At 39.9% G+C, this 23910-nt stretch carries 20 protein-coding genes and 1 riboswitch; of the genes, 12 read left to right on the top strand and 8 right to left on the bottom strand.

The window, feature by feature from the left end; translation table 11 throughout:
• Positions 1-76 precede the first annotated feature (76 nt).
• The gene (locus AOR04_RS16450; protein WP_007376214.1) at positions 77-733 is read right to left on the bottom strand and encodes a DUF2959 domain-containing protein; all 657 of its coding nucleotides are present in this window, start codon (positions 731-733) and stop codon (positions 77-79) included.
• Between the two features lie 87 nt (positions 734-820).
• Here AOR04_RS16450 and AOR04_RS16445 point away from each other — a divergent pair, with 87 nt between their 5' ends.
• Positions 821-1726 carry a virulence factor BrkB family protein gene (locus AOR04_RS16445; protein ID WP_008133351.1) on the top strand — a complete coding sequence of 302 codons (906 nt, stop codon included), beginning with the start codon at positions 821-823 and terminating at the stop codon, positions 1724-1726.
• Positions 1727-2164: a D-aminoacyl-tRNA deacylase gene (dtd, locus tag AOR04_RS16440; protein WP_096793928.1), complete on the top strand. Its 438-nt coding sequence runs from the start codon at positions 1727-1729 to the stop codon at positions 2162-2164. It begins immediately after the preceding gene.
• Here the strand turns inward: dtd and AOR04_RS16435 are convergent.
• The gene (locus AOR04_RS16435) at positions 2148-2867 is read right to left on the bottom strand and encodes a spermidine synthase (RefSeq protein ID WP_096793927.1); all 720 of its coding nucleotides are present in this window, start codon (positions 2865-2867) and stop codon (positions 2148-2150) included. The two genes, dtd and AOR04_RS16435, sit on opposite strands and share 17 nt — an antisense overlap.
• A gap of 242 nt (positions 2868-3109) precedes the next feature.
• Between AOR04_RS16435 and AOR04_RS16430 the strand changes: the two genes are divergently transcribed.
• Positions 3110-4003, top strand: a complete 894-nt coding sequence (locus AOR04_RS16430; RefSeq protein ID WP_096793926.1) for a bifunctional GNAT family N-acetyltransferase/hotdog fold thioesterase — start codon at positions 3110-3112, stop codon at positions 4001-4003.
• A gap of 72 nt (positions 4004-4075) precedes the next feature.
• Here AOR04_RS16430 and AOR04_RS16425 read toward each other — a convergent pair whose 3' ends face one another.
• The 5 genes from AOR04_RS16425 to dapA all read right to left on the bottom strand — a co-directional run bounded on the left by AOR04_RS16425 (position 4076) and on the right by dapA (position 9459).
• Entirely contained in the window at positions 4076-5110 is a 1035-nt protein-coding gene (locus AOR04_RS16425; RefSeq protein WP_033029237.1) for a phospholipase A, read from the bottom strand.
• Between the two features lie 376 nt (positions 5111-5486).
• The gene (locus AOR04_RS16420; protein ID WP_096793925.1) at positions 5487-6608 is read right to left on the bottom strand and encodes a succinylglutamate desuccinylase/aspartoacylase family protein; all 1122 of its coding nucleotides are present in this window, start codon (positions 6606-6608) and stop codon (positions 5487-5489) included.
• A gap of 5 nt (positions 6609-6613) precedes the next feature.
• Positions 6614-7819, bottom strand: a complete 1206-nt coding sequence (locus AOR04_RS16415) for a PLP-dependent decarboxylase (RefSeq protein ID WP_096793924.1) — start codon at positions 7817-7819, stop codon at positions 6614-6616.
• The gene (locus AOR04_RS16410) at positions 7819-8559 is read right to left on the bottom strand and encodes a 2,3,4,5-tetrahydropyridine-2,6-dicarboxylate N-succinyltransferase (protein ID WP_096793923.1); all 741 of its coding nucleotides are present in this window, start codon (positions 8557-8559) and stop codon (positions 7819-7821) included. Before AOR04_RS16410 ends, AOR04_RS16415 begins: the two co-directional genes overlap by 1 nt.
• A gap of 15 nt (positions 8560-8574) precedes the next feature.
• Positions 8575-9459 carry a 4-hydroxy-tetrahydrodipicolinate synthase gene (gene dapA, locus AOR04_RS16405; RefSeq protein ID WP_096793922.1) on the bottom strand — a complete coding sequence of 295 codons (885 nt, stop codon included), beginning with the start codon at positions 9457-9459 and terminating at the stop codon, positions 8575-8577.
• Between the two features lie 190 nt (positions 9460-9649).
• Positions 9650-9850: riboswitch (Lysine riboswitch) on the bottom strand.
• 191 nt (positions 9851-10041) lie between these two features.
• Here dapA and AOR04_RS16400 point away from each other — a divergent pair.
• The 6 genes from AOR04_RS16400 to AOR04_RS16375 all read left to right on the top strand — a co-directional run bounded on the left by AOR04_RS16400 (position 10042) and on the right by AOR04_RS16375 (position 18580).
• On the top strand, positions 10042-10740 hold the full coding sequence (locus AOR04_RS16400) for a DNA-3-methyladenine glycosylase I (protein ID WP_096793921.1): 699 nt from the start codon (positions 10042-10044) through the stop codon (positions 10738-10740).
• 8 nt (positions 10741-10748) lie between these two features.
• Positions 10749-12158 carry a protein adenylyltransferase SelO gene (locus AOR04_RS16395; protein WP_096793920.1) on the top strand — a complete coding sequence of 470 codons (1410 nt, stop codon included), beginning with the start codon at positions 10749-10751 and terminating at the stop codon, positions 12156-12158.
• Positions 12159-12556: 398 nt separating this feature from the next.
• Positions 12557-13612, top strand: coding sequence for an OmpA family protein (locus tag AOR04_RS16390; protein WP_007376227.1), 1056 nt, complete (start codon positions 12557-12559; stop codon positions 13610-13612).
• Between the two features lie 292 nt (positions 13613-13904).
• Positions 13905-16502 carry a bifunctional aconitate hydratase 2/2-methylisocitrate dehydratase gene (gene acnB, locus AOR04_RS16385; RefSeq protein ID WP_096793919.1) on the top strand — a complete coding sequence of 866 codons (2598 nt, stop codon included), beginning with the start codon at positions 13905-13907 and terminating at the stop codon, positions 16500-16502.
• A 200-nt stretch (positions 16503-16702) separates the two neighbouring features.
• Positions 16703-17335 (top strand): 2OG-Fe dioxygenase family protein, encoded by a 633-nt coding sequence (locus AOR04_RS16380; protein ID WP_008133367.1) that lies wholly within the window; start codon positions 16703-16705, stop codon positions 17333-17335.
• 9 nt (positions 17336-17344) lie between these two features.
• Positions 17345-18580 carry a cysteine desulfurase-like protein gene (locus AOR04_RS16375; protein ID WP_096793918.1) on the top strand — a complete coding sequence of 412 codons (1236 nt, stop codon included), beginning with the start codon at positions 17345-17347 and terminating at the stop codon, positions 18578-18580.
• 20 nt (positions 18581-18600) lie between these two features.
• Here AOR04_RS16375 and AOR04_RS16370 read toward each other — a convergent pair whose 3' ends face one another.
• A complete protein-coding gene (locus AOR04_RS16370) occupies positions 18601-19305 on the bottom strand; it encodes a 2OG-Fe(II) oxygenase (protein WP_096793917.1) in 705 nt (234 codons plus the stop codon).
• 33 nt (positions 19306-19338) lie between these two features.
• Here AOR04_RS16370 and AOR04_RS16365 point away from each other — a divergent pair, with 33 nt between their 5' ends.
• The 3 genes from AOR04_RS16365 to AOR04_RS16355 all read left to right on the top strand — a co-directional run bounded on the left by AOR04_RS16365 (position 19339) and on the right by AOR04_RS16355 (position 23847).
• Positions 19339-19737 carry an acyl-CoA thioesterase gene (locus tag AOR04_RS16365; RefSeq protein ID WP_096793916.1) on the top strand — a complete coding sequence of 133 codons (399 nt, stop codon included), beginning with the start codon at positions 19339-19341 and terminating at the stop codon, positions 19735-19737.
• 200 nt (positions 19738-19937) lie between these two features.
• Complete coding sequence (locus AOR04_RS16360) at positions 19938-20909, top strand: aldose epimerase family protein (RefSeq protein WP_096793915.1); 972 nt, start codon at positions 19938-19940, stop codon at positions 20907-20909.
• A gap of 190 nt (positions 20910-21099) precedes the next feature.
• Positions 21100-23847 carry a TonB-dependent receptor gene (locus AOR04_RS16355; protein ID WP_096793914.1) on the top strand — a complete coding sequence of 916 codons (2748 nt, stop codon included), beginning with the start codon at positions 21100-21102 and terminating at the stop codon, positions 23845-23847.
• Positions 23848-23910: the final 63 nt, after the last annotated feature.

The raw sequence follows: 23910 nt of genomic DNA, 5'->3' as shown, positions 1-23910 counted from the left end.
TAAAAAGTAACAAAAAGTAAAAATAAGTAAGCCTGCGAAATTGCAGGCTTACTTTTGTTTGTTTGTAATATATTAGTTAGCCTGCGCTATTCATTTGTTCAATAAATTTGTTTGAATCGGCAATCGATTTGTTCATGTCATTCATTAACACTTGTATGTCGCGTTTAAGGTTAGTGAATTCGCCTTTAATAGCCGATACCGCTTGTGCGTTTAAGTTATGCTTTAAATATAAAACATTATCGTGAAGCGACGTTAATACTGGCTCCATTTTACTCTCTGCGCTGCGCATCGAGCGTAATAGCTGTTCAAATTGACGCTTAGTCGCGGTTAGCTTTTTGCTGCTTTCACGCTTAAGTGATGCGCTTTTGTATTGCTCTAGCTCATCGCTCCACTCATCAAAAAGTGCTTCTGCTACGTCTTCTACTTTATTGATGTTAGTTGATACTTCGTTTGCGGCTTTTAAGCTCGACTCGTAATCGTCGTTTAATTGATTGTAAGTGTCTTGTAGTTCGCCACCATTAAAATCGATTAGAGTAGTTAAGCGCTCTAGTGCCGATTTAAATTCTTCTTGAGACTCTTGCTGCGAGTCTTTGGTTTCTTCTACGCGATCGATAAGGATGTCGCGTTTGTGAATACCTACTTTTTCCATTGCAGAGTAATAAGCTGTTTGGCAACCTGACAAAGTAAGTGTTAGTACAAGCATTGAAACACTAAGTAATGTTTGTTTTTTCATCTGAATTCCTGTTTACGCGTGTTAGTGCTGTAAATTATGGCGCTGATTGTTATTATAATCAAAACCACATAAGCACAAGTCAATTGTATGAATGATAAGCTCTCCAATTACAAACAGCAAGTTAAGACCTTTATACGCCAGCAGCCAAGTTGGTGGATGCAGTATTTTAATCGCTGTATAGATGATCAAATAACGGTTAATGCCGGCTATTTAGCCTATGTTACGTTACTTTCTTTGATACCGCTTATTGCAGTGGGTGTTGCTATATTTTCGGCTTTTCCAGGTTTTGAATCCACTCGTATGGAGATTGAGAGCTTTTTGTTTACTAACTTTGTGCCTACTTCTACCGATGTTATTAGAGAGCATATTAGCTCTTTTGCCGGTAACGCAAACCAAATGACCGCAGTAGGTATTGGTTTTTTAGCTGCAATTGCATTGTTGCTAATACGTAATGTGGATGCCACGCTAAACCGCATTTGGCGAATAAAGAAAAAGCGCCCGATGATGATTTCCTTTGCAGTATATTGGATGGTTTTGAGCTTAGGGCCTATGTTACTTGGTGCCAGCATTGGTGTTACCTCTTATATTGTATCTTTGGTATCGTTTGCTGATCAGGGTATTCCTGGGTTTAGCGGGTTTTTGTTAAAGCTATTGCCGTATGGTATTTCGATGGTGGGCTTTATTATGCTCTACACCTTAGTGCCTAATACGCGCGTATCGTTTAAAGCGGCGATACCGGGAGCATTATTTGCGGCACTTTTGTTTGAGCTAACTAAAAAAGGGTTTGCACTTTATATTAGCCATTTTCCTTCGTACGAAGTGATTTACGGCGCAGTGGCGACGATTCCTATTTTGTTTGTTTGGGTGTATTTATCGTGGGTTGTTGTTTTGCTTGGCGCTGAATTTACAGCATGTATTAGCCCAGATGAAATACCAGAAACACCAGAGATTGAGTTTGAAGATGACAAGCCAACAGTAAAGGACACAGTTTAAATGCAAGGGTTAATACAGCGCGTAAAGCATGCCAAGGTAGAAATTAATAATCAAGTTGTAGGCGAAATTAGCCAAGGTATATTGTTGTTGCTGGGTGTTGAAAAACACGACGATACGCAAACGGCCGATAAGCTTTTACACAAAGTAAGTAACTATCGTATTTTTACTGACGAAAAGGACAAAATGAACTTAAGCCTCAAAGATATTAAAGGTGAGTTGCTGGTGGTTTCGCAATTTACCTTAGCGGCTGATACTAAAAAGGGTATGCGCCCTAGTTTTTCATCTGCGGCAACGCCAAGCCAAGCTAATGAGCTTTACGAGTACTTTGTTGCTCAAGCTAAAGAGTTGGGGCTTACAATAGCCACCGGTGAGTTTGGTGCCGATATGCAAGTAAGCTTGTGTAACGATGGACCCGTTACGTTTAACTTATCTGTTTAAGTTTTTTGGTTACCACGACAATATGATTCACGTAGCCCGTAATTTTTTGCGGGCTGACTGTACAGCCAAACACATCGAGTAATAGCTGCTTAAGTTGCTTTAATTGCGACTCATGTTGCGATAAAAAATTAATAAATAGCACACCGTTGTTATTTAAAGCCAAGTAGATTTTTTTATAAAATGCCTCTTCAAATAAAAATCGAGGTGCGTCTATTTGGCTAAATAAATCTAAGATAATCCAGTCAATATTTTGCGCACTTTTTAAAACCTGTTGTGCATCGGCGCATAGTAATTGATCATTTTTATTTGATGAAAAAAATTGAGTGTAGCAATCAATAATATCAGCGTTTTTTTCAACGGATGTTATGTGTGCTTTGGGGTATTTGTGTTGTAAATAATTACGAATAGCACCGCCGCCAAGGCCAAGTTCTAGCACCTTTTTTGGCGCGCTAAGAGCTTGCCAGTGCTTACCTAAGCACAATAAATGTGGAAAAAGTAATAAACTCGGGTTATTTAAATCAATAACAGATTGGAGTGTGTCGTTAATGAGTAACCAGCGCAACTGCTCATGACCACGTATCTGAATGTGATCGCCACTGCATTTATGCCAATAGATTAACTGACCAATGCTGTGGCTATTCTCAATAAACTGATCGCTTAGCAAGCCCGTCAGCGAATTTATATAATTGATTTTTTCTATCATATTCTCAGCATAAACTAGCACCGTTAAATGGCAATGCCTTGTGTTATTAATTTTTAGATATTTTATGGCCATCACCAAAGTCGTATTTGCAGTTTTTTAAAGATGGAGTATGGTATTTACAATAAAAATACCAAGCGATTTAATTATTTGAGCTTTCTAGCTTGTAGATAATCAATATGATTAGTATAGCGCCGTAGCCTTTTGGATTTTTATTTACGGCTTATATAACAACAGGAGTATGTATGTTTCAGGTAAGCACCCCACAAAGTAGCGAAGATTGGCAAGCGTATTACCAATTGCGCTGGCAGGTATTACGCGCGCCTTGGGGCGAGCCGCGTGGCTCTGAGCAAGATGATATGGAGCAAGATTCTGAGCATCGGTTTATAAAAAATAAAGAAGGTGAAGTGCTAGGCGTAGCACGTTTGCACTTTAACAATCATGAACAGGCACAAGTGCGTTACATGGCCGTTGCTGAAGGGAATCGTAATCAACATATTGGTAGTCGTTTATTACATGAGCTTGAAAAAATAGCATGGACGCAAAATGCTGATGAACTGGTTTTATTTGCTCGCGAACGTGCGCTTGAGTTTTATAAACGCCACGGTTACGAACTAAAAGAAAAAGCACATTTAGCGTATGGCGATGTACAGCATTTTAAAATGGTAAAGCAAAAGCCGTGTGAGCCAGGCTGGTTTCGCCATCCTAATTGGACGCAAGTGCTGCAAAACACATGGCGTGAGTCTATTCCAATTAGTGACGCGATGGGCATTAAAGTAGAAAGCTACACCGATTGGCAATTTACAACCAGCGCCGACCTAGACGCTAACTTAAACCTCCATAACACCATGTTTGCAGGATCTATTTATAGCTTGGCCACGCTAACAGGTTGGGGCGCTACTTACTTAGCACTTAAAGAAGCAGGGCTTGAAGGTAATATTGTATTAGCCGATGCAAGTATTAAGTACTTAAAGCCGCTTACTACCGACCCACGAGGGTGTGTTGATATACAAACCTGCAAGGGTAAGTTGAGCGATTTAGAAACCGAAGGTAAAGCAAGCTATGTTGTGCCAGTAACTATTTACGATGGTGATAATATAGTTGCGGAATTTGAAGGGCAGTTTGTAGTAAAAAAATAACTGTTTAGTTGTTCAAAACACTAAAAAGCCAAGCAATGCTTGGCTTTTTAATGCGTAAAACTTAGGGAAGTATTACAGCAGATCGGTTAATAATATACCTACACCAATACGTTCTATATCGGCATTATAGTCAATTAAGCTTTCGCCATAACCATTGAAGTATTGTGCATAACCACGAACTCGGCCCCATAATGGAAATGACCAGTCAAGCTGAATAGCACCACGATTGTCTGAATTTAAGTTATTACGCGACATAAAGCTAAATTCATGATCGTTAAGACGGTATGCACCGCTAAATTCAAAATAGCCCATGTATTTGTATATGTCTGGATTATCGTCGCCTTTAGCTTCTAAAACGTTGTCTTTTTCGTCCTCGGCTATGCGATACCAAGGTTTAAAACTAAAAACAAACCCTTCATTTTCCCAAATGAAATCAGCGTAAATACGGTTCCATGAGCGTGAGTTGGGCTGGCTACGACCATTTGACTGATGTGAAATACCTAAAACAATTGCCATTTCATCGCCCCAAAGTACATTTTCTGGGTCGAGGTAGTTTATCCAAAAAACTTCAGGTTCGTAGTTCGTTTCACGAAATGGTGAGGAGATTTCTGAATTATATATTTGCCAATATGATTGCAGCGTAAAACCAAAAAATAATGCTTGGTCTTCATCTGAAAAATCATCGTACAAAGGTACTTTAATGGAAAGTTGGTACTTTGCCTCTAAGTTATCGAGCGGTTCACCATCATTATCATCAGTTAATTCGTCGAAGCCATCGAAAGGGCGATCATTGGGATGGGATACGTACGAAAGTGGTAAAATATAATTACGTTTATGTGGCGTAATAACATTACGATTTTTTTTACCCACTTCTTCACGTGCTTGGCGTTTATCAAGCGCGGTAAGTTGTTTGTTTTCTTCAAGAGCCGAACATTTTTTACGAAGATCGTCTAGAGTTTGTTTACCGTCTCCACCAATAACTTCGTTTAAAATACACTGTTTTACAAGGTTTATTTCGTTGTCTTGCTCGTTTGTAGCAACCTCTTCTTGTGCTAAGGTAGCTGTACTTATTAAGGCAGAAAGTGTTATCCAGTGGCGCCAGCTCATTGTAGTTCCTTTGTGAGTTTAAGTTATTGTATGCGTTAATTTAATTAAAACGTCTTTTTACATATGTAACGGTGAACTTTTACTGAATTTTTTTATACTTCGTATTATACGTATTTGAGATAAACACAGATCAAAAGAAAAGCGGCCAGGGCCGCTTTCTAATGCAAATTAACTACTTTAGTTAATTTATACCAATTTTATTAAAAACATGATCATTCTAGCGTATTAAATAACTCACTAACTACGTTAAAAATTATTTATATAGAACAACTATGTACCATAATTTTAGCCTTGTTATTAAGCTATTTCCTTATCGCTATAATAGATCACTAATTTAATGCAATTGGTATTACTCTCACGCAATGAGAAGGGTGAGCTAAAGCTCAAATATGTTAGTAAAAAACTTATAAAGTTCGGTACCTTGGTTAACACTCGCTGAGGCAAAGTGCAAAATAGCAATTGCATCGCAATCAAGAGTGAGTGTTTGCAGTGGCTGCTCGCTTAAGTAGCGCTCCATGCGTAAAATATGTGCAATAGGCTCACCGGCTTTAATGTGCCCGCCAAGTGGGGCTATGTATTCAACCATACCGCCAATAGGGGCGTAATAAGCAAAGTAGTCATCTAAATTACATGCATAGCGAGTGATGTTAGCTGGCGTATGCGGTGCGTTTTGTAATACGCTTTTATGATTTAAGTAACTTAAAATGCTGTTTGCATCGTTTAGTGCTTCTTTTAAGTCTATTTTTTCTTGGCTGCCTAGCTCTACCGTAAATGCTTCTACAGGTATTGATAATTCACGACCTTGCTCGCTAAGTGCATCACTTAAATGCCACCATGGGCAAAAGTTAGCTTCATCCATAGCGCCGTCAAAATCACTAGGAATAAGCAATACATGTTCAATATTAAAGTAACGTGCGCTGTCGGTTGCATAGGTTGGGCAGTACAGATGCTTGCTTGAAATAGGGCCTGTGTGTAAATCGAGTACTATATCAGCCTGATGAGCGAGTTTTTGTAAGTTAAGCGCAATGCGTTTACCCGTATTGAGTAAATAAGCAGGGCCGTTAAGTTTGCTGTCTACTTCGTCAATAAGCGCCTGTTTGAAGTTACTTTTTAATGTAGCGTTGTCATACTGAGTATGATTTTGCGCAAACTGTGTCACTAAATTTTTATTGTAATGATACATGCGATTCCAATTAGTGCCCGTAATCGGATCGAACCTGCCAAGGGTAAACTCGCCAGATTTTTGATTACAACCAATCGGATTTGCATAAGGTACAAGGGTAATATCGCCATTAAGATTAAGGTGTTTTAATTGCTCAAGCAGCTGAAAAATAACTGCGTTACCTTGCACTTCAGCGCCATGCATATTGGCCTGAATGTAAACACTAGGCCCTGTACCATCGCCTTTTAAACGATACACAGGAATTGTAAGCGGTAAGCCGTTTGCAACTTCCCCTACTACAATGTTCTCTTGGCTGATGTGTGTTGTATTACTCATGCTTATTACCTTAAATAGTGGCTGGCATTTTCGGCTTGGCGAACGCAGGTAAGTGTACCGTTTTGCAGGGTATACTCGGCAGCTAGCTCATGGCATAAAAAATACGGCATACTTTCGGTAAAGCCGTAAGCACCGCATTGGCTAAACACTAGCCAGTCGTGCTCATTTAAATCGCTTGGCAGGTTATGTTCACCTAGGCAATCAAGCGCTGTACAAAGCGGGCCGTATAAAGTGACCGCTTGAGTTTTAGCACTGGATTCACGCAGTAATGCAGCAGGAAAATCTTGACTGGTAACAGCAGGGCGTAATAAGTGATTAATACCGCCGCTTAAAATTACTTGTTCTTGATTATAGTTTTGTTTGCGCTCTACTACTGGGTTTGCGTAATGACCGCATTCGCCCACGGCATAGCGACCAAGTTCCATCCATAATTCTTCTACACCCGCATCATTTTTAATTTTAGCGAGCGCAGCAATTAAGTCATCCCAATCAAGCGTTGCTTCATTTTGTGTATAAGGAATTCCTAAGCCGCCGCCTAAATCGAGAATTTTAAGGCTAATATTTAAATCGCTGGCAAGTTGACTAAGTGGTGCAATCATTTGTGACCACAAGTCGCTTAGCTTTTGCGTGCTAAGCATGTTGCCCCACTGAAAAATATGCAGGCCGTCAAACTTAAGTGCAGGGTAGTCAGCTACATTGAGTGCTTGCCACTCATCACAACCCATACCAAACGGCGTAAGGCTATCGCCGCCCAGAGGGTTTTTTTCACCTTCAGGCCAACGTAATTGCACACGCAGTAATACTTGTAACTGCGTGTTTTGTAATTGTGCTTGTTGGTTTAACCAACGTACTTGATTGAGGCTTTCTGCTACGAATATACGCACGCCGCGCTCAATAAAGTGTTTTATTTGTTTAGGGCTTTTTGCAGGCCCTGTGTTGAGCACGCGCTGTGAGCTAATACCTTGTGCGAGTACTTGCTCAAGCTCACCTTTACTTGCTACGTCAAAATTAAAGCCAGCGCTGTCTAAGCTTTGAATTATTTTAGACAGTGGATTTGCTTTTACCGCGTACCACAGTTTTACATCGGTTTGCGCAACTAAACGCGCAAGATGCGTGTTTAGTTGATCTAGGTCGTAAACAAAAAAAGGTGTATCAAGTTGTTGTGTAATAGTATTTACAGCGGTTATGATAGGCGTGCTCAAAAAGCTCATTATCGTAAAACCTCTTCAAGCAATAACGATGCATCGCTTTTCTCGTCGCGGTATTTAACTATTAACGCACACGACATGCTTAAGCCTTGTTCGCGTGCCCATTCGTTTGACGCAGGGCGAGAGCCCGGTATTACAATCGCGTACTCTGGGATTGGCTCGCCTTTATCAAGTTGGCGCTCGTTTACGCAATCGTATACTGGAATAGTTGCTGATAAACGCACGCCAGGGGCAAGTACTGCGCCTTTTTTAATGACTACGCCTTCAACAATAATACAGCCTGCACCAATAAATGCGTCATCTTCAACCACTACTGGGCTTGCACCAATTGGCTCAAGTACACCACCAAGCTGAACTGCAGCACTTAAATGTACGTTTTTACCTACTTGTGCACACGAGCCAACTAATGCGTGGCTATCTACCATTGTGCCTTCGTCGATATATGCACCAATGTTTACATACGCTGGTGGCATAATAATCGTGCCTTTAGCCACATAAGCACCACGGCGAACACTTGAGCCACCCGGCACCATTCGCACGCCATCATCAGTGCTAAACTCTTGCGGAGCTAAGTTATGTTTATCAACAAAACCACCTGAAAACTCAGTATTAGTGCCATTTTTAAAGGCTTCTAAAATACCTTTTTTTACTTCTATGTTAGCTTGCCATTGGCCGCTTTCGTTTTGTGATGCTGCGCGTACAGCGCCCGATTCTAAATTATTTAATAGTTCTAACCAGCTCATTATAAAAACCTGTATTTAATGCCAAGATAAAATGGTGTTGTTTGCAGTTGTGATGCAATCGGTTTGAGTTAACTCAAGGTGTGTTAAAGGTGGACGAAGTTGCGGGCTGCTTAAGCGACCTTGCAAATGCATCAGTACCTTTACGGGAATAGGGTTTGCGACAGCAAATAGGCTATTAATAGCGCTTGACCACTGGGCAAATAAATTAGGGTGTTGACCACTTAAACTGCGTTTAACAAACTCGTGAGTTTGTTCAGGCCATGCGTTTGCAGCTACCGACACTAATCCTTTTGCACCGGCTTGTGCAAAATAAGGCATTAGCGCATCGTCGCCACTAAAAATAGCTAAATTAGGGGCCGCTTGGCGGTAAGCTTCAAACTGAGCAATACTGCCGCTCGCTTCTTTTAACGCCCATAAATTTTTATTGTTTTTTAAGTTTTTAATAGTTGCCGCTGGGATGCTAACAGCACTTCGTCCCGGTACGTTATAAAGCATACACGGGTGATCGCTTGCATTAAGTAGGCTTTCAAACCAATGAGTTTGACCTATAGCGCCGGGCTTTGCATAAAGCGGTGAACCAAGTAAAAAGCTATGAATTGGCAATGTATTACAGTAGTTAACCCACTCAATTTGTTGTTTTAAGTTACTACCGCCAACAGCTACCATGAGTGGTACTGCTGGTTTTAGCTGGCATACGTGTTCAACAATGGCTTGTTGCTCTTTTTGCGTTAGCGCCAAGCCTTCGCCTGTACTGCCAAGTAGTAAAATACCGTTATGCGCCGCTTCTTGATCCCTAACCAGTTTAGTTAACGTGTTGTAGTCAACATCGCCGTGTTGATCAAATGGCGTTACGAGCGCGGTCCACAATGAGTAGTCGTTTAAATTGAAGTTGTTGATCATCTCTCACGAACTTATAATTTGTACCAACTTTATTAAAAACGTGATCATTTTAGCGATAACTAATTTAATGCAATTGATATTATTCGAAGAGTTAAAAAGCTTTATGGAAGGAGCCGCATTAACGTCGTTCGAACTAATAATTCGAAGAGCGAATGGGCTTAAAATAATAGGGCGCACGGCCTTAATATTTAAGACCAGAAGCTCTCCACCAAACTAATAAGCTGCTTTTTATAAGCAGCTATTGGTGACAGTCGCTAGGGTTCAACCTAGTCGCCCGAAATAAACACCTCGCAAAAGTGGTTACTTCTCGGCGTTAATTCCCCTCACGTATGCTCACTGGAGTTTGCGCTCCTAACATACGCTACCTGAATAACGCACCTCTTCTAGCCCTTTGCACCTGTTTGTAGAGTAAAACTTACAAACCTGAGCAATTTAAATAGGGTAATTACGGCGATTAAAGCATTTTAGCCGTCTGGGTGTCAAGCGACTAAATGCATATTCATTCATCCATAATGGGAGTGGTTACGTATTGGGTGCTTTTCTCGTACACTAGCAATATAAGTAGTGAGGTATTTAATTAGTATGGAAAAATTTAGCGATATTTATAAGCGAGCTGTAGAGCGAAAAGGCTCCGAAAAAATGCTGAAGTTATTACTTGCAAAACCGTTATCTAAAAAACAACTAAGCACGTTAAGTGACGACGATTGGCTTGAAGAATTTACTCGAAAAGTATTTCAAAGCGGTTTTTATTGGTCAGTCATTAATAATAAGTGGCCGGGCTTTAGAGAGGTTTTTTGGGATTTTAGCGTTGATAAGTTATTAATGATGCCACCCGATATGCTGGAACAAAAAGCTACTGATGAGCGTATTGTTCGTAACTATAAAAAAGTAAAAACAATTACCGAAAATGCTTACATGATCCACGAGATAGCAGGGGAACATGGCAGTTTTAGCCAGTTTATCGCTAATTGGCCAACAGACGATATTATTGGTTTATGGGCGTATTTAAAAAAGCATGGTTCGCGTTTAGGCGGAAATACTGGCCCTTATGCATTGCGAGCACTTGGTAAAGATACTTTTTTATTATCACGCGATGTAGAGAATTACTTACGTGCCCATAAAATTATAGACGGCGGCTTACAAACTAAAAAATCACTGAGTGCAGCCCAGGCCTTTTTTAACGAAATGCAAAAGCAAAGTGGCTTAAGTATGCAAGAGTTGAGCTTAATTGTTGCTTATGGCGTAGGTGACAACCGTGTTGGTATAAGTCAGCAACAATAGGAATTACCATGAAATTAGTGCCAAGATACACAGACATTGCGGAAAACTTCGCGATTGAAGATTTCCCTGCAAGTGTCGCCTCTCCTCAGTTATTGCTGTGGAACGAGAGCTTAGCAAAAGAGTTTAATATTAACGTTGCGGCTGATTTGCGTGCCAGCACTTTTAGCGGCAACGATAAACAGGCAATTCCTGCAGTAGCACTTGGTTACTCTGGGCACCAATTTGGACATTTTTCACCACGTTTAGGCGATGGGCGAGCGCATTTACTGGGCGCTATTAATGATGATAAAAACCAGTTGTGGGATATTCAATTAAAAGGCTCTGGTGCTACTCCTTACTCAAGAGGAGGGGATGGGCGTTGTGCACTTGGTCCTGCTATTCGTGAATACGTAATGAGCGAGGCAATGCATGCGCTGGGAGTTAAAACCACACGCTGCTTAGCGGTTGTTGGCAGTGGCGAAACGGTTTACCGTAATCCGCCACAAGCAGGGGCTATCGTTACTCGCGTAGCAACGAGCCATATTCGTGTTGGTTCATTTCAATATTTAGCGACGCAAGGCGATGTTGAAGGGCTTAAAAATTTAGCCGATTTAGCTATAGAGCGACACTACCCAGAAATAACTGATACAGGTTCGCAGCGCTATTTAGCCTTTTTAGGCGCAGTGATTAAAAACCAAGTTAAGCTAATTGTGAGCTGGATGCGTGTTGGTTTTATTCACGGAGTAATGAATACAGATAATACGCTAGTAAGCGGAGAAACCATTGATTACGGCCCATGTGCCATGATGAACAGTTTTGATTTTGATACTGTATTTAGTTCTATTGATAAACAAGGCCGCTATGCATTTGGTAACCAGCCGAATATGGCTAACTGGAACTGTGCCCGTTTAGCTGAAAGTCTTATACCACTAATTCATGACGATGATGAGCAAGCTGTTTCGCTAATGACGCCACATATAAATAGCTTTGCTGAACAGTTTAATACTGAATTTACGGTTATGTGGGCAAAAAAGTTGGGCTTAGTCGGTATTGATGAAAACGATACAAAATTAGTTGCAGAATTGTTAACATTATTAAAGGTTCATGAACTCGATTACACCAATACCTTTGATGCATTAACTGAGTCGTTAAAACAGGAAGCGCTTATTCCTGAAGCATTAGCGCAATGGGCATGTAAATGGCAAAGCCGGGTTGATGGAAATAGTTATACAGTAATGCGAAAAGCGAACCCTCGAGTAATACCACGCAATCACATCATTGAATCAATTATTACTGACTACAGCGAAATGGGGTCAAGTGCGCTATTAAGTGATTTTTTAAAAGTACTGAGCAATCCTTATAATGAAGTGAATAAGCTTGTCGATTTTCAGACGCCTCCTAAAAGTGATCAGGGGTATCGTACTTTTTGCGGTACTTAACTATTAATTTTAGATGTAAGTTTATGATTATAAATATTCATTTTTCATTTTTAGAAGTGTTCATTGATTGAGCAAAATAAATTCTAGTGTTATCATCCATTTTATAAGGATAAGTAAGTTTTGCTGTGTATAAAAGTGCATTTAACTGAATTGTTCCTGTTTTTATCGCAGGCTATCGATTTATAAAAAAACCACAACTATAAATTATTTGCAGAGTAGGTAATATTTTTAATTTCACCTACAATGGGTGGTTGGATGTCGTTATAGATCATTAAAAAATTTATAAACTTTATTATTCGTTAAGTATTGATTAACAAAGGTTCGGTTAGTCTGTATAAAACAGATTGAGCTAGTATTGATTAGCTACAATTTTTAATTGTTAAAATGGGAAGAAAACAATGAAATTAAAATCACTTACAATCGCAATTGCGTTAGCTGCAACTAGCGTATCTACATTTGCTGCAGATAAAGAAGAAGGTTTCTACATTGGCGCATTTGGTGACTACTATGACGCATCTTGGAAAAACATGCGTGCCCAAGCTGGTCTTGATGTAAATGAATCAACTGGTTGGGGTGTTGAAGCTGGTTACCGTTTCAGTGATTACTGGAGCGCACGCCTAGAATATGCAGACATGGATTTTAATGCTTTTGATAAAGTTGCTGGCAACCGCAACAGTATTGATGGCGAGCGTTACGGTATTGATGCTCTTTATCATTTAAATGGCGGTCCTTTCTACGGTCTTTTCGGTATTAAAGAAATGGACGTAGTAGATGACAACACATTCTTAAATGCAGGTGTTGGTTACCAACATTTCATTACAGATGGTTTATTTGTAAATGCTGAAACAGCTGTATACCAAGGTCTTGACCGTGGTTACACAGATGTAGGCGCTAAAATTGGTATTAACTACTTATTTGGCCAAAACTCAGCACCAGTTGAGCCAGTAAAACCAGCTCCAGAAGTAGTTGAAGTTGCAGTTGCTCCTTCAGACAGCGACAATGATAATATTTTAGATGCTGACGATAGATGTCCAAACACGCCAATGACTGACGCAGTTGATGGCACAGGTTGTACTTTATATGAAGATAAAGAAGTAACTGTAAGCTTATTAGTGACTTTCCCTAATAATACATCAGCAGTATCTACTCAGTACTTAAATGATATCGAAAAAGTATCTGAGTTCTTAAAAGAGTACCCAGGTACAACAGTGCTTTTAGAAGGTCACACTTCAGCTGTAGGTAAAGCAACTTACAATAAATGGTTATCTAAAAAGCGTGCTGATGCTGTAGCTAAGCAACTTGTTGCTGATGGTATTGCTCAAGATCGCATTACTACAGTTGGTTTAGGTGAAGAGCGTCTTAAAAATGATGCAAACACTAAAGCTGCAAACGCAGAAAACCGTCGTGTAGAAGCGCATATCAAAACTATCAAAAACGTTAAAGTTTTACGTTAATTAAATAGTTTGTAATAGAAACCCAGCCAAGAGCTGGGTTTTTTTATGTCTGTAATAAATTAATATTGGTTAATGGTAATGATTATTACTTAACAAGTATTCATGGGAATAGTTTTTACTACAACCACTATTCATAGTATTTATAATCGGTATAATCAGTTGCGTAACTGGATGGATTTTCATCTATCCATAAAAGCTTTATAATTACGCGTTAGAATACTATAAGTATTGGGTAACTTATTTGCGCTTGAAGCGCTACCGGATACTTTCACGTCACCAAGAGGGCAATATTGTGCTACAAGAATATCGTAAACACGTAGAAGAACGTGCCGCGTTAGGTATCGTACCAGCGCCATTAGATGCTCAGCAAACTGCTGATCTTATTGAATTAATCAAAACTCCACCTGCAGGTGAAGAAGAATTCATTTTAGATTTGTTTATTCAGCGTATACCAGCGGGTGTTGACGATGCTGCTTATATTAAAGCGGGATTTTTAGCAGCTATAGCTAAAGGTGAAACTAATTCTCCACTTGTTTCTAAAGAAAAAGCGGCAGAATTATTAGGTACAATGTTGGGCGGTTACAATATCGCACCAATGATTGACCTACTTGATGACGAAACACTTGCACCAATCGTAGTTCAAGGCCTTTCAAATACATTACTTATGTTTGATGCGTTCTACGATGTTGAAGAAAAAGCAAAAGCGGGTAACACATTCGCTAAGCAAATTATTGAGTCTTGGGCAAATGCGCAGTGGTTTACTAATAAGCCAGCTGTTGCTGAAAAGATCTCAGTTACTGTATTTAAAGTAACTGGCGAAACAAATACGGATGACTTGTCACCTGCACCAGATGCATGGTCTCGTCCAGATATCCCACTACATGCTTTAGCAATGCTAAAAATTGAACGTGATGGAATTACACCAGACAAGCCAGGCGAAGTAGGTCCAATCTCTCAGCTTGAAGAATTAAAAACTAAAGGCCTACCACTTGCATATGTAGGTGATGTTGTTGGTACTGGTTCTTCTCGTAAGTCTGCAACTAACTCTGTACTTTGGTTTATGGGCGATGATATCCCGTTCGTACCAAACAAGCGTGTTGGCGGTGTATGTCTAGGTAATAAAATTGCGCCAATCTTTTTCAATACAATGGAAGATTCAGGCGCATTACCAATCGAGTTAAATGTTGATGAGCTTAACATGGGCGAGCAAATCGACATTTACCCGTACGAAGGTGTTGTTAAGCAACATGGTACAGATAAAGTGATTTCTACTTTTGAGCTTAAATCTGATGTAATTTTAGATGAAGTTCGTGCTGGTGGTCGTATTCCACTAATCATTGGTCGTGGTTTAACTGATAAAGCACGTACATCACTTGGTCTAGCTCCAACTGACGTATTTAAAGTACCAACAGCAACAGAAGTATCTGACAAAGGCTTCACACTAGCGCAAAAAATGGTTGGTAAAGCATGTAACGTTGCAGGTATTCGCCCAGGTCAATACTGTGAGCCTAAAATGACAACTGTTGGTTCGCAAGATACAACAGGTCCTATGACACGTGATGAACTTAAAGATCTAGCTTGTTTAGGTTTTTCTGCAGATTTAACCATGCAGTCTTTCTGTCATACATCAGCTTACCCTAAACCTATCGATGTAAACACTCACCATACGCTTCCTGATTTCATCATGAACCGTGGCGGTGTTTCACTTCGCCCAGGTGATGGTGTAATTCACTCATGGTTAAACCGTATGTTACTACCAGATACTGTAGGTACTGGTGGTGATTCACATACACGTTTTCCACTAGGTATTTCATTTCCAGCAGGTTCGGGTGCAGTTGCATTCGCAGCAGCAACGGGTGTTATGCCACTTGATATGCCAGAATCTATTTTGGTTCGTTTTAAAGGCGAAATGCAACCAGGTATCACTTTACGTGACCTTGTACATGCAATTCCTTACTACGGTATCAAAGCGGGTTTATTAACAGTTGAGAAAAAAGGTAAAATTAACGAATTCTCTGGTCGTGTACTAGAAATTGAAGGCGTTGAACACCTTACTGTTGAGCAAGCATTTGAATTATCAGATGCATCTGCAGAGCGTTCAGCTGCAGGTTGTGCGGTTAAACTTTCTAAAGAATCTATCGCAGAATACCTAGAGTCAAACATTGTTATGCTTAAATGGATGATCTCTGAAGGTTACGGTGATGTACGTACTATTGAGCGTCGTATTACTGCAATGCAAGATTGGTTAGCTAACCCAGAACTAATGGAAGCTGATGCTGATGCAGAGTACAAGCATGTACTTGAAATTGATTTAGCTGAGATTAAAGAACCCGTTCTTTGTGCTCCAAATGACCCAGATGATGCGCGCTTACTATCTGACGTTACTGGCGAGAAAATCGACGAAGTGTTCATCGGTTCTTGTATGACTAACATCGGTCATTTCCGCGCAGCGGGTAAATTACTCGATGGCTTTAAAGGTCAGTTACCAACTCAACTTTGGGTTGCTCCACCAACTAAGATGGATAAAGACCAGCTTACTGAAGAGGGTTACTACGGTATCTTTGGACGTGTTGGTGCACGTATCGAAACACCAGGTTGTTCACTTTGTATGGGTAACCAAGCACGCGTTGCAGACAAAGCAACGGTTGTGTCTACCTCTACACGTAACTTCCCTAACCGTTTAGGTAATGGTGCAAACGTATTCTTAGCATCAGCAGAACTTGCTGCTGTAGCGGCTATCTTAGGTAAATTACCTACTCCAGCTGAGTACCAAGAGTATGCAGCGAAGATCAATGCAACGGCTGCAGATACTTACCGTTACTTGAACTTCCACCGTATGCCTGCTTACACTAAAAAAGCAGACAAGGTTATTATTCAACAAGCTGTATAATTTTTAAAGTTTGTTTAAAAACCCGCTTCGGCGGGTTTTTTATTGACTAAAATAAATATTAGATAGTTCATGCTTCTTTTTTTATATTTTTGTATTAACTCTGGCCTTAAGTTGTTTTTAAGTTGAGTAATAAAGCAAAAAATCCTCTCAATATGCATTAAAATCCTCACCAATATTCTCATTATTTTAGGCGAGATTTTATGACAGCATTAAACAACCAGAATTTACTGCAACTACGTTTTATTAACCAAGTAAATATTGATTTGGTTAAGCCTTCTTTTGATAACCTGCCTGCAAATCCATATGCAGATGGTGCTTTTCGTAAACGTCGTTATTCAGTAGTTAAAATGCTAAATGGTGAAATAAAGTTACAAAAAACCAAAGCATTTGTTCAAGACGATTCAATTAATACTTTTCAGGGTAATGTAGAGCGTACTTACGAAAACCTAGAGCAAAGTTTACTTGAATCAGAGGGTATGAAAAATATCGTCAATGAGTTTCGCCAACTTACCGGTATTGATGAGCAGCGCGATATTGAAATTCATCAGTTCCGCATGCTTGCCATTGATAGCGATACACCTGCAGCGCCAGAAGGCGTTCATCAAGATGGTTTTGACCATGTATGTATATGCGGCGTATCTCACGAGAACTTAGAAGGTGGCGAACTACTTGTATACGAAAGCAAGCAAGCTGAGCCTTGTTTTAAAATGGAAATAAAAGACGGCATGTTTGCATTAATAAACGACCGTCAAGTGTGGCACAACGCAACACCTATGAACAAAATTGATGCTAGCAAACCAGGTTACCTGGATTGTTTTGTATTAACGTCTTAAGGAATAAGCATGAACATAACGCAATTACGTGAGCAATTTCCAGCATTAATGCAAAACGTTGATGGTAAATCGCCAATATTTTTAGACGGACCAGGCGGCTCGCAAGTACCAACATCGGTGCTTACTGCGATGACTGCTTATTTAGGTCATTATAATTCGAACTTAGGTGGCGCGTTTTTTTCAAGTGATAAAACGGTTGAGTTGATGGCGAATGCGCGCCAAGCCGCCGCTGACTTACTTAATGCACCTAGCTCACAACAAATTGTGTTTGGTCCAAACATGACCAGCCTCACATTTAGCTTTAGCCGTGCAATTTCGCGTGATTGGCAGGCTGGCGATGAAATAATTGTAACTAACGCTGATCATTTCTCGAATGTATCGTCGTGGCAACAAGCCGCAGAAGATAAAGGTGTTGTTGTAAATACTGCGCTTATTAACGAAGCTGATTGCAGCTTAGATATGGCGCAGTTTGAAAGCTTATTAAACAGTAATACTAAGCTTGTTGCGGTAACGTATGCGTCAAATACCACAGGTTCAATTAATAATATTAAACGCATTGTAGAGCTTGCTCACAGCGTAGGCGCACTTGTTTATGTTGATGCAGTACATTACGCACCGCATGAACTTGTTGATGTACAAGCACTTGATTGCGATTTTTTAGCTTGCTCGGCGTATAAGTTTTTTGGTCCGCATTTGGGTATGGTTTACGGTAAAAAAGAGCATTTAGATGGGTTTACACCGTACAAAGTTGAGCCAGCTAAAGACATAGCACCAGGTCGCTGGGAAACTGGCACACAAAGCTTTGAAGCAATGGCTGGTTTTATCGCGGCTGTTGATTACATTGCGGCGATTAGTGAGCTTGATGATAGCCATTCACGCCGCGAAAAGTTAAGCATAGCTTTTGCTAAAACTAAACAGCACGAAATGGCGCTTAGCGAACACTTTTTAACGCGCTTGGTAAATTACCCACGCATTAAGTTGTTTGGTATTGATGATTTTGATCGCCTTAATGAGCGTACACCCACTTTTGCTTTAATTTTTGAAGGACTTGAGCCGCGCGCTGTTTCAGAATTTTTAGGCAAACAGCATATTTGTGTGTGGGACGGTAACTTTTACGCGCAAGGTTTGTGTAAGCAGTTAGGTGTACTCGACAAAGGCGGTGTAGTGCGTATTGGTTGTATGCACTACAACACCATTGAAGAGCTAGATCAGTTGTTTAATTTATTTGATGAACTGCTCGGTTAAATAATACTGATTTTGGTGCGCTAACTCTTAGGCGCACCATATATTTGTTCTGCTCGATTAAACAACACCCACGATGTTAAAATATACTTATCGTTTGATACTGGCTTATTGCCTCTATGAGTATGTGTAAAGTGGCCAGGTGCTATTACCATAGTGCCTTTTTTAGGGGCTATTTTACGGTTTTGATAATAAAATTCTGTTTCACCACCTTCTTCTACATCGTTTAAGTAAAACATAAATAGCAACACGCGATGTAATGCTTCATTGTGCTGTAGCTGCGGATAAACTTCACTGTGCCAGTAAGGGTAGCCACCTTTATTTACTTCGTATTTTTGCGCTTGAATATTGCCAAGTCTAAAAATCTGCTGCACTAAAACGGGGAGTTGCGGCTTTCCTACTTCTTCAAAATTAGCATGAGTTAAATCAACTACCTCCCCCGTTTTTGGATGATATACCTTTAAACCAAACGCCCCAATCATCATAAAAATATGCTCTTCAATATACTTAAAAACATGCTGTGCAGTCGTTTGTTGTATATGTTTTAATTGTTGTGCATATTCGGGGTGATTGTTTAGGTGTAGATCGTGGCTGTCTTTTTTCTTTAGATCGACACCGCCCGATGTCACCCCTTGTTTTACATGCGGGCTTTGCGCGAATGTGGTAATAAATTCATCGCAAAAATCATTGCTTAGCGCGTTATCGTATACGCGAATAAAGTCCGTCATGAGTAACCTTTATATAATTATTATTGGATTTTTATGTTTATTGAAAAAGTGATGCCGCGCTTTAGTGAAACTGATGCGCTCGGACACATTAACAATACCGTACTCCCGGTATGGTTTGAAGTTGCACGTGCACCTATTTTTAAGTTTTTTACACCTGACTTAAACCCACATGATTGGAAGTTGATAATTGCCAAAGTTGAAGTGTCGTTTGTAGGCGAATTATTTTATGGCCACGAAGTAACAGTAAAAACCTTTGTAGAGCATATAGGCACTAGCTCTTTTACGCTTAGGCAAGAAGCATGGCAAGATGATAAATGCTGCGCAATAGGTAAAGCCGTTATGGTGAGATACGATTTTATCGCGAAATCAAAGCAGGCCCTTAGTATTGACGAAAAAACAGCGCTTAATGAGCATATATGCCAAAGAAGCTGACCTTGAGGAGCCTATATTTTATATAACCTCCGGCGAAGCTTAATTATTGTAAATAAATAATGGCAGCTGTAAATTTTTATCGAGAAATTTTAACGTATTTAGATTGAGTTACAGGCTTCAGTTATATACTATTTATAATATATATTGTTGCGCCGTCATAACAGAAAATGTTAATTCGGTAATTTGATTGGAGAATACATGTGGTAGCTATTGCCAATAACCAGCTTTTACAAGTTATTCAGCTCAGTGATGGTAAAGATTTAACCGCTGAAATTTTGCCATTTGGTGCAATAATTAAAAGCATAAAGTTTAAAAAGCAAGAAATGACACTTTGCGTCGATGACCCTCAATACTATCTTGAAAACCCATTTTACCTTGGCGCTACAGTAGGTAGATACGCTAACCGTATTGCAAAGGGGCGTTTCAGCTTATCTGGTACGCAGTATCAATTAGAAACGAACAACGGCCCTAATAGCTTACATGGCGGTGTTAAAGGCTTTAATAAAGTACTTTGGCAAGTAACCAAACAAACTGAAAGTGAAGTTGAGCTTTATTATTGCTCGCCCGATGGTGAGCAAGGCTTCCCCGGTGAGTTACAGGTTTGGCAAACGATTAGTGCTAAAAATGGCGAGCTTGCATTACGCTTTAAAGCTACGACTAACAAAGAAACACTCGTTAATTTTACTAACCATTGTTATTTTAACCTTGATGGCAGCGAATCAATTAATGATCATTCTGTTCAAGTAAATACCAGTCACTACCTTCCCATCGATAAAACCAGCATCCCGCTTAATGAAGCGGCATTAGTGACAGGTAGTTGTTTTGATTTTACCAAACCAAGTCAAGTTGGGGAGGCATTAAGCGCCATTCATCCTCAGCTAGAAGCTGGAAATGGCTTTGACCACTGCTATATTTTTAATGATGACAGCAGTTTAAAGACGATGGCTACATTAACCTCGCCACACACGAAGGTTAATTTAACGCTCAAAAGCACTCAGCCAGGTATGCAGTTATACACCGCTAACTTCGTCGGTGCGCCGTTTAAAGCACGACAAGCTTTGTGTTTTGAAGCGCAAAATTGGCCTGACGCGCCAAACCGTGAAAATTATCCAAAAGCTAATTTATTATCTGATGAAGTTTATGAACAGGTTATTATTTACGCATTTTCGTAATTAACTCAATATGTTGATGTTAATTTAAAGAAAATAAAAAGAAAAAATACGGTAATAAATAACGCTCTACAATCAAGGAAAAGGTTGCACTTCAGCTTGATTTAAAGTATTTATAATATAAATAGTATTTGAAACTATTTGCACTAGCACAACGACACAACGACTACACACAATCAGGAGTTTTTAAAAAATGATAATTAACAATAAGTTATCGTTCAACAAGAAAACCGCGATCAGTATTGCTATCACTGGCATATTGGCAAGCGGAAACGTTGCAGCTCAAGGCGCTGAAGGCGATACGTCTACAGTAGTAAATGAGGATGTTGAAGTTATCGCAGTAACGGGTATCCGCAGCAGCTTACGTTCATCAATGTTAGATAAAAAAGCATCTAATGTTGTTACAGACGGGATTAAAGCAGAAGATCTTGGTAAATTTCCTGATTTAAACGTAGCAGAATCTCTGCAACGTATTACAGGTGTAGCAATTGACCGCAGTGGTGGTGAAGGACAAGCGGTAACTATTCGTGGTTTTGGTCCACAATTTAATACTGTACTTGTTAATGGTCGTCAAATTGCGACAGACAGTGCAGGTCGTGAATTTAATTTTGATGTATTAGCCGCAGATCAAATCACCGGTGCTGATATTTATAAAAGTAATACAGCAACGCTTCAAGAAGGCGGCATTGGTGGTACGGTTAACGTAACTACAGCACGTCCTTTTGATTTTGGTGGTTTACATATTTTAGGTTCAGTTAAAGGTATGTACGAAAGCCTTTCTGAAGAAGTATCCCCATCAACATCATTCTTAATAAGTAATACGTTTAACGATGATAAGCTAGGTGTGCTTTTTGCCATCACTAATCAACAACGTAAACTTCAAAATAACCAAATTTTAACGGCAGGTTGGCGCGGCGGCCAAACAATCTCTAATCCAACTGATGGTGTATTGTTTGAAAATGCCTATATTCCACGTAACTGGGACCAAGTTGTTGATGAGCAAGATCGTGAGCGTACAAATGCAAGTTTAGTACTGCAATATGCGCCATCTGACGATGTTACTATTACTGTTGATGGCATGATTTCAAAATTTGAAGTTGATTCAACAGTACGCGATTTAGCATCTTGGTTTGAACCAGACCGCGTAGGTAGCGCAACGATTGATCCAGAAACAGGCACGCTTTTAACTTTCTCTCAAGAAGTGGGTTTAGGTGCGCCAAGTGGCGACCCTGCAAGTGACTTTGTGTCGCACACTCGTAACTCTCGTGATGTAACTAATAAAGCATTTGGTATTAACGTAGATTGGCAAGTAAACGAATTATTAAAAGCTAAATTTGATGTGTCTCGCTCAACAGCTGAAAATGACCGTGCAGGTACTGACCGTTTTAATGTTGTAGGTATTATTAATAGCTATAGCTTTGATGGTACAGGCAGTGTTCCTACTGTTCAGCATGACGGGTTTGAAAATGGTTCACTCCCAGATCCTAGCCTTGCGCGCCTTCACTACAATGAAGTCGGTCTTCAGTTTACAGATGAAGATGAAATCACAGAAGTAAAAGCTGATTTTGAATACGTGCCAGATAAAGGCCCTGTAGATCGAATCAACTTTGGTGCTTATCGCCAAGAGCGTGAAAAATCAAGTTTTCAAGTTTATGGTACTCAATGTCAATTTTGTGGTTATGGGACGCAAGCACCACTTGATGCAATTGATTTTGAAGCCTATCAAGCAAGTAACTACTTCCCAGGTTTGATCGATACTTTTTACACCTACGACGGTGATAAAATGCTTGATTATTTAGCCGATCAAGGTTTCCCAGTAGAGCCAACATTACAAAATAACCGTTACACAATCAACGAAGACATCACCAGCCTATACATGGACTTTACGCTTGGTTTTGACCTTGCGGATATGCCTGTAACCGTTAACTTAGGTGCACGTTATTCTGAAACTGATATTGAAGTAGCTGCAATACAGAGCTTTATTAGTGATGTAATCCCAACGACGGATGCAACTTTGTTTGCTAACGTATTTGGTCCGGCTACAAGCATTGAACAAGGGACTAGCTACTCAAACTTACTACCATCTTTAAATGTTAAGTTAGAACTGCAAGACAATATGATTTTACGTTTTGCTACGTACGACAGTATTACTCGTCCAACGATGTCGCAGTTATCACCAGCGACTACGTTTAACGAGCCTCGTCGTCAAAACTTAACGGCAAATGGTGGCAACCCTGCTCTTAAGCCATTCCAATCAGAAAACTGGGATATTTCTTACGAGTGGTACTACAACGATGCTAACTTATTTAGCTTTGCAGTATTTAGTAAAGAAGTTGATGACTTCATTGTCACGCTAACAGGTGCAGAAACATTTGAAATGTCTGACCGTTCGGGTCCTGATTTTGCGTGTACTACATGTACAGACCAAGCTGATGATGAACTCAATGGTAGTTCAGAGGTATACACAGTAACTCGCCCTCAAAATGGTGAGTCAGCTAAAGTAACGGGCTATGAAGTTGGTGTGACGCACATATTTGATAATGGCTTTGGTATTATAGCCAATGCCACAGTCGTAGATAGTGACATTAGCGTAGGCGAAGACACCACACAAACATTTGCACTTGAAGGTTTAGGCGATTCGCAAAACTTAATATTGTTTTATGAGCAAGATAACTGGCAAGCACGTGTTGCATTTAACAACCGTGAAGGCTTTTTACGCTTAGTTGATAATGGCTTTAACGGTGAACCAGTGAACGTAGAAACTTACGGTCAGTGGGATATTAGTGCAAGCTACGATATTAACGAAAACTTCACTATTTTTGCTGAAGGCATCAATATCACTGAAGAAGAGCTAGTACAAACAGGTCGTTTTGCTAACCAAATCTATTCAGTAGAAGATAATGGCTCACGTTACGCGTTTGGTATTCGTGGATCGTTTTAATTGATAGCAGAGGCAGCGACTGCCTCTTAGTTTTCATTGCAGTGCATTATAAGTCCTGTTACT

This window comes from Pseudoalteromonas sp. 1_2015MBL_MicDiv, assembly GCF_002407505.1.
In the GTDB taxonomy this organism is placed as follows: domain Bacteria; phylum Pseudomonadota; class Gammaproteobacteria; order Enterobacterales; family Alteromonadaceae; genus Pseudoalteromonas; species Pseudoalteromonas fuliginea.
The sequence above is the reverse complement of the archived record's forward strand: the minus strand, read 5'-3'. Positions and strand labels throughout refer to the sequence as shown.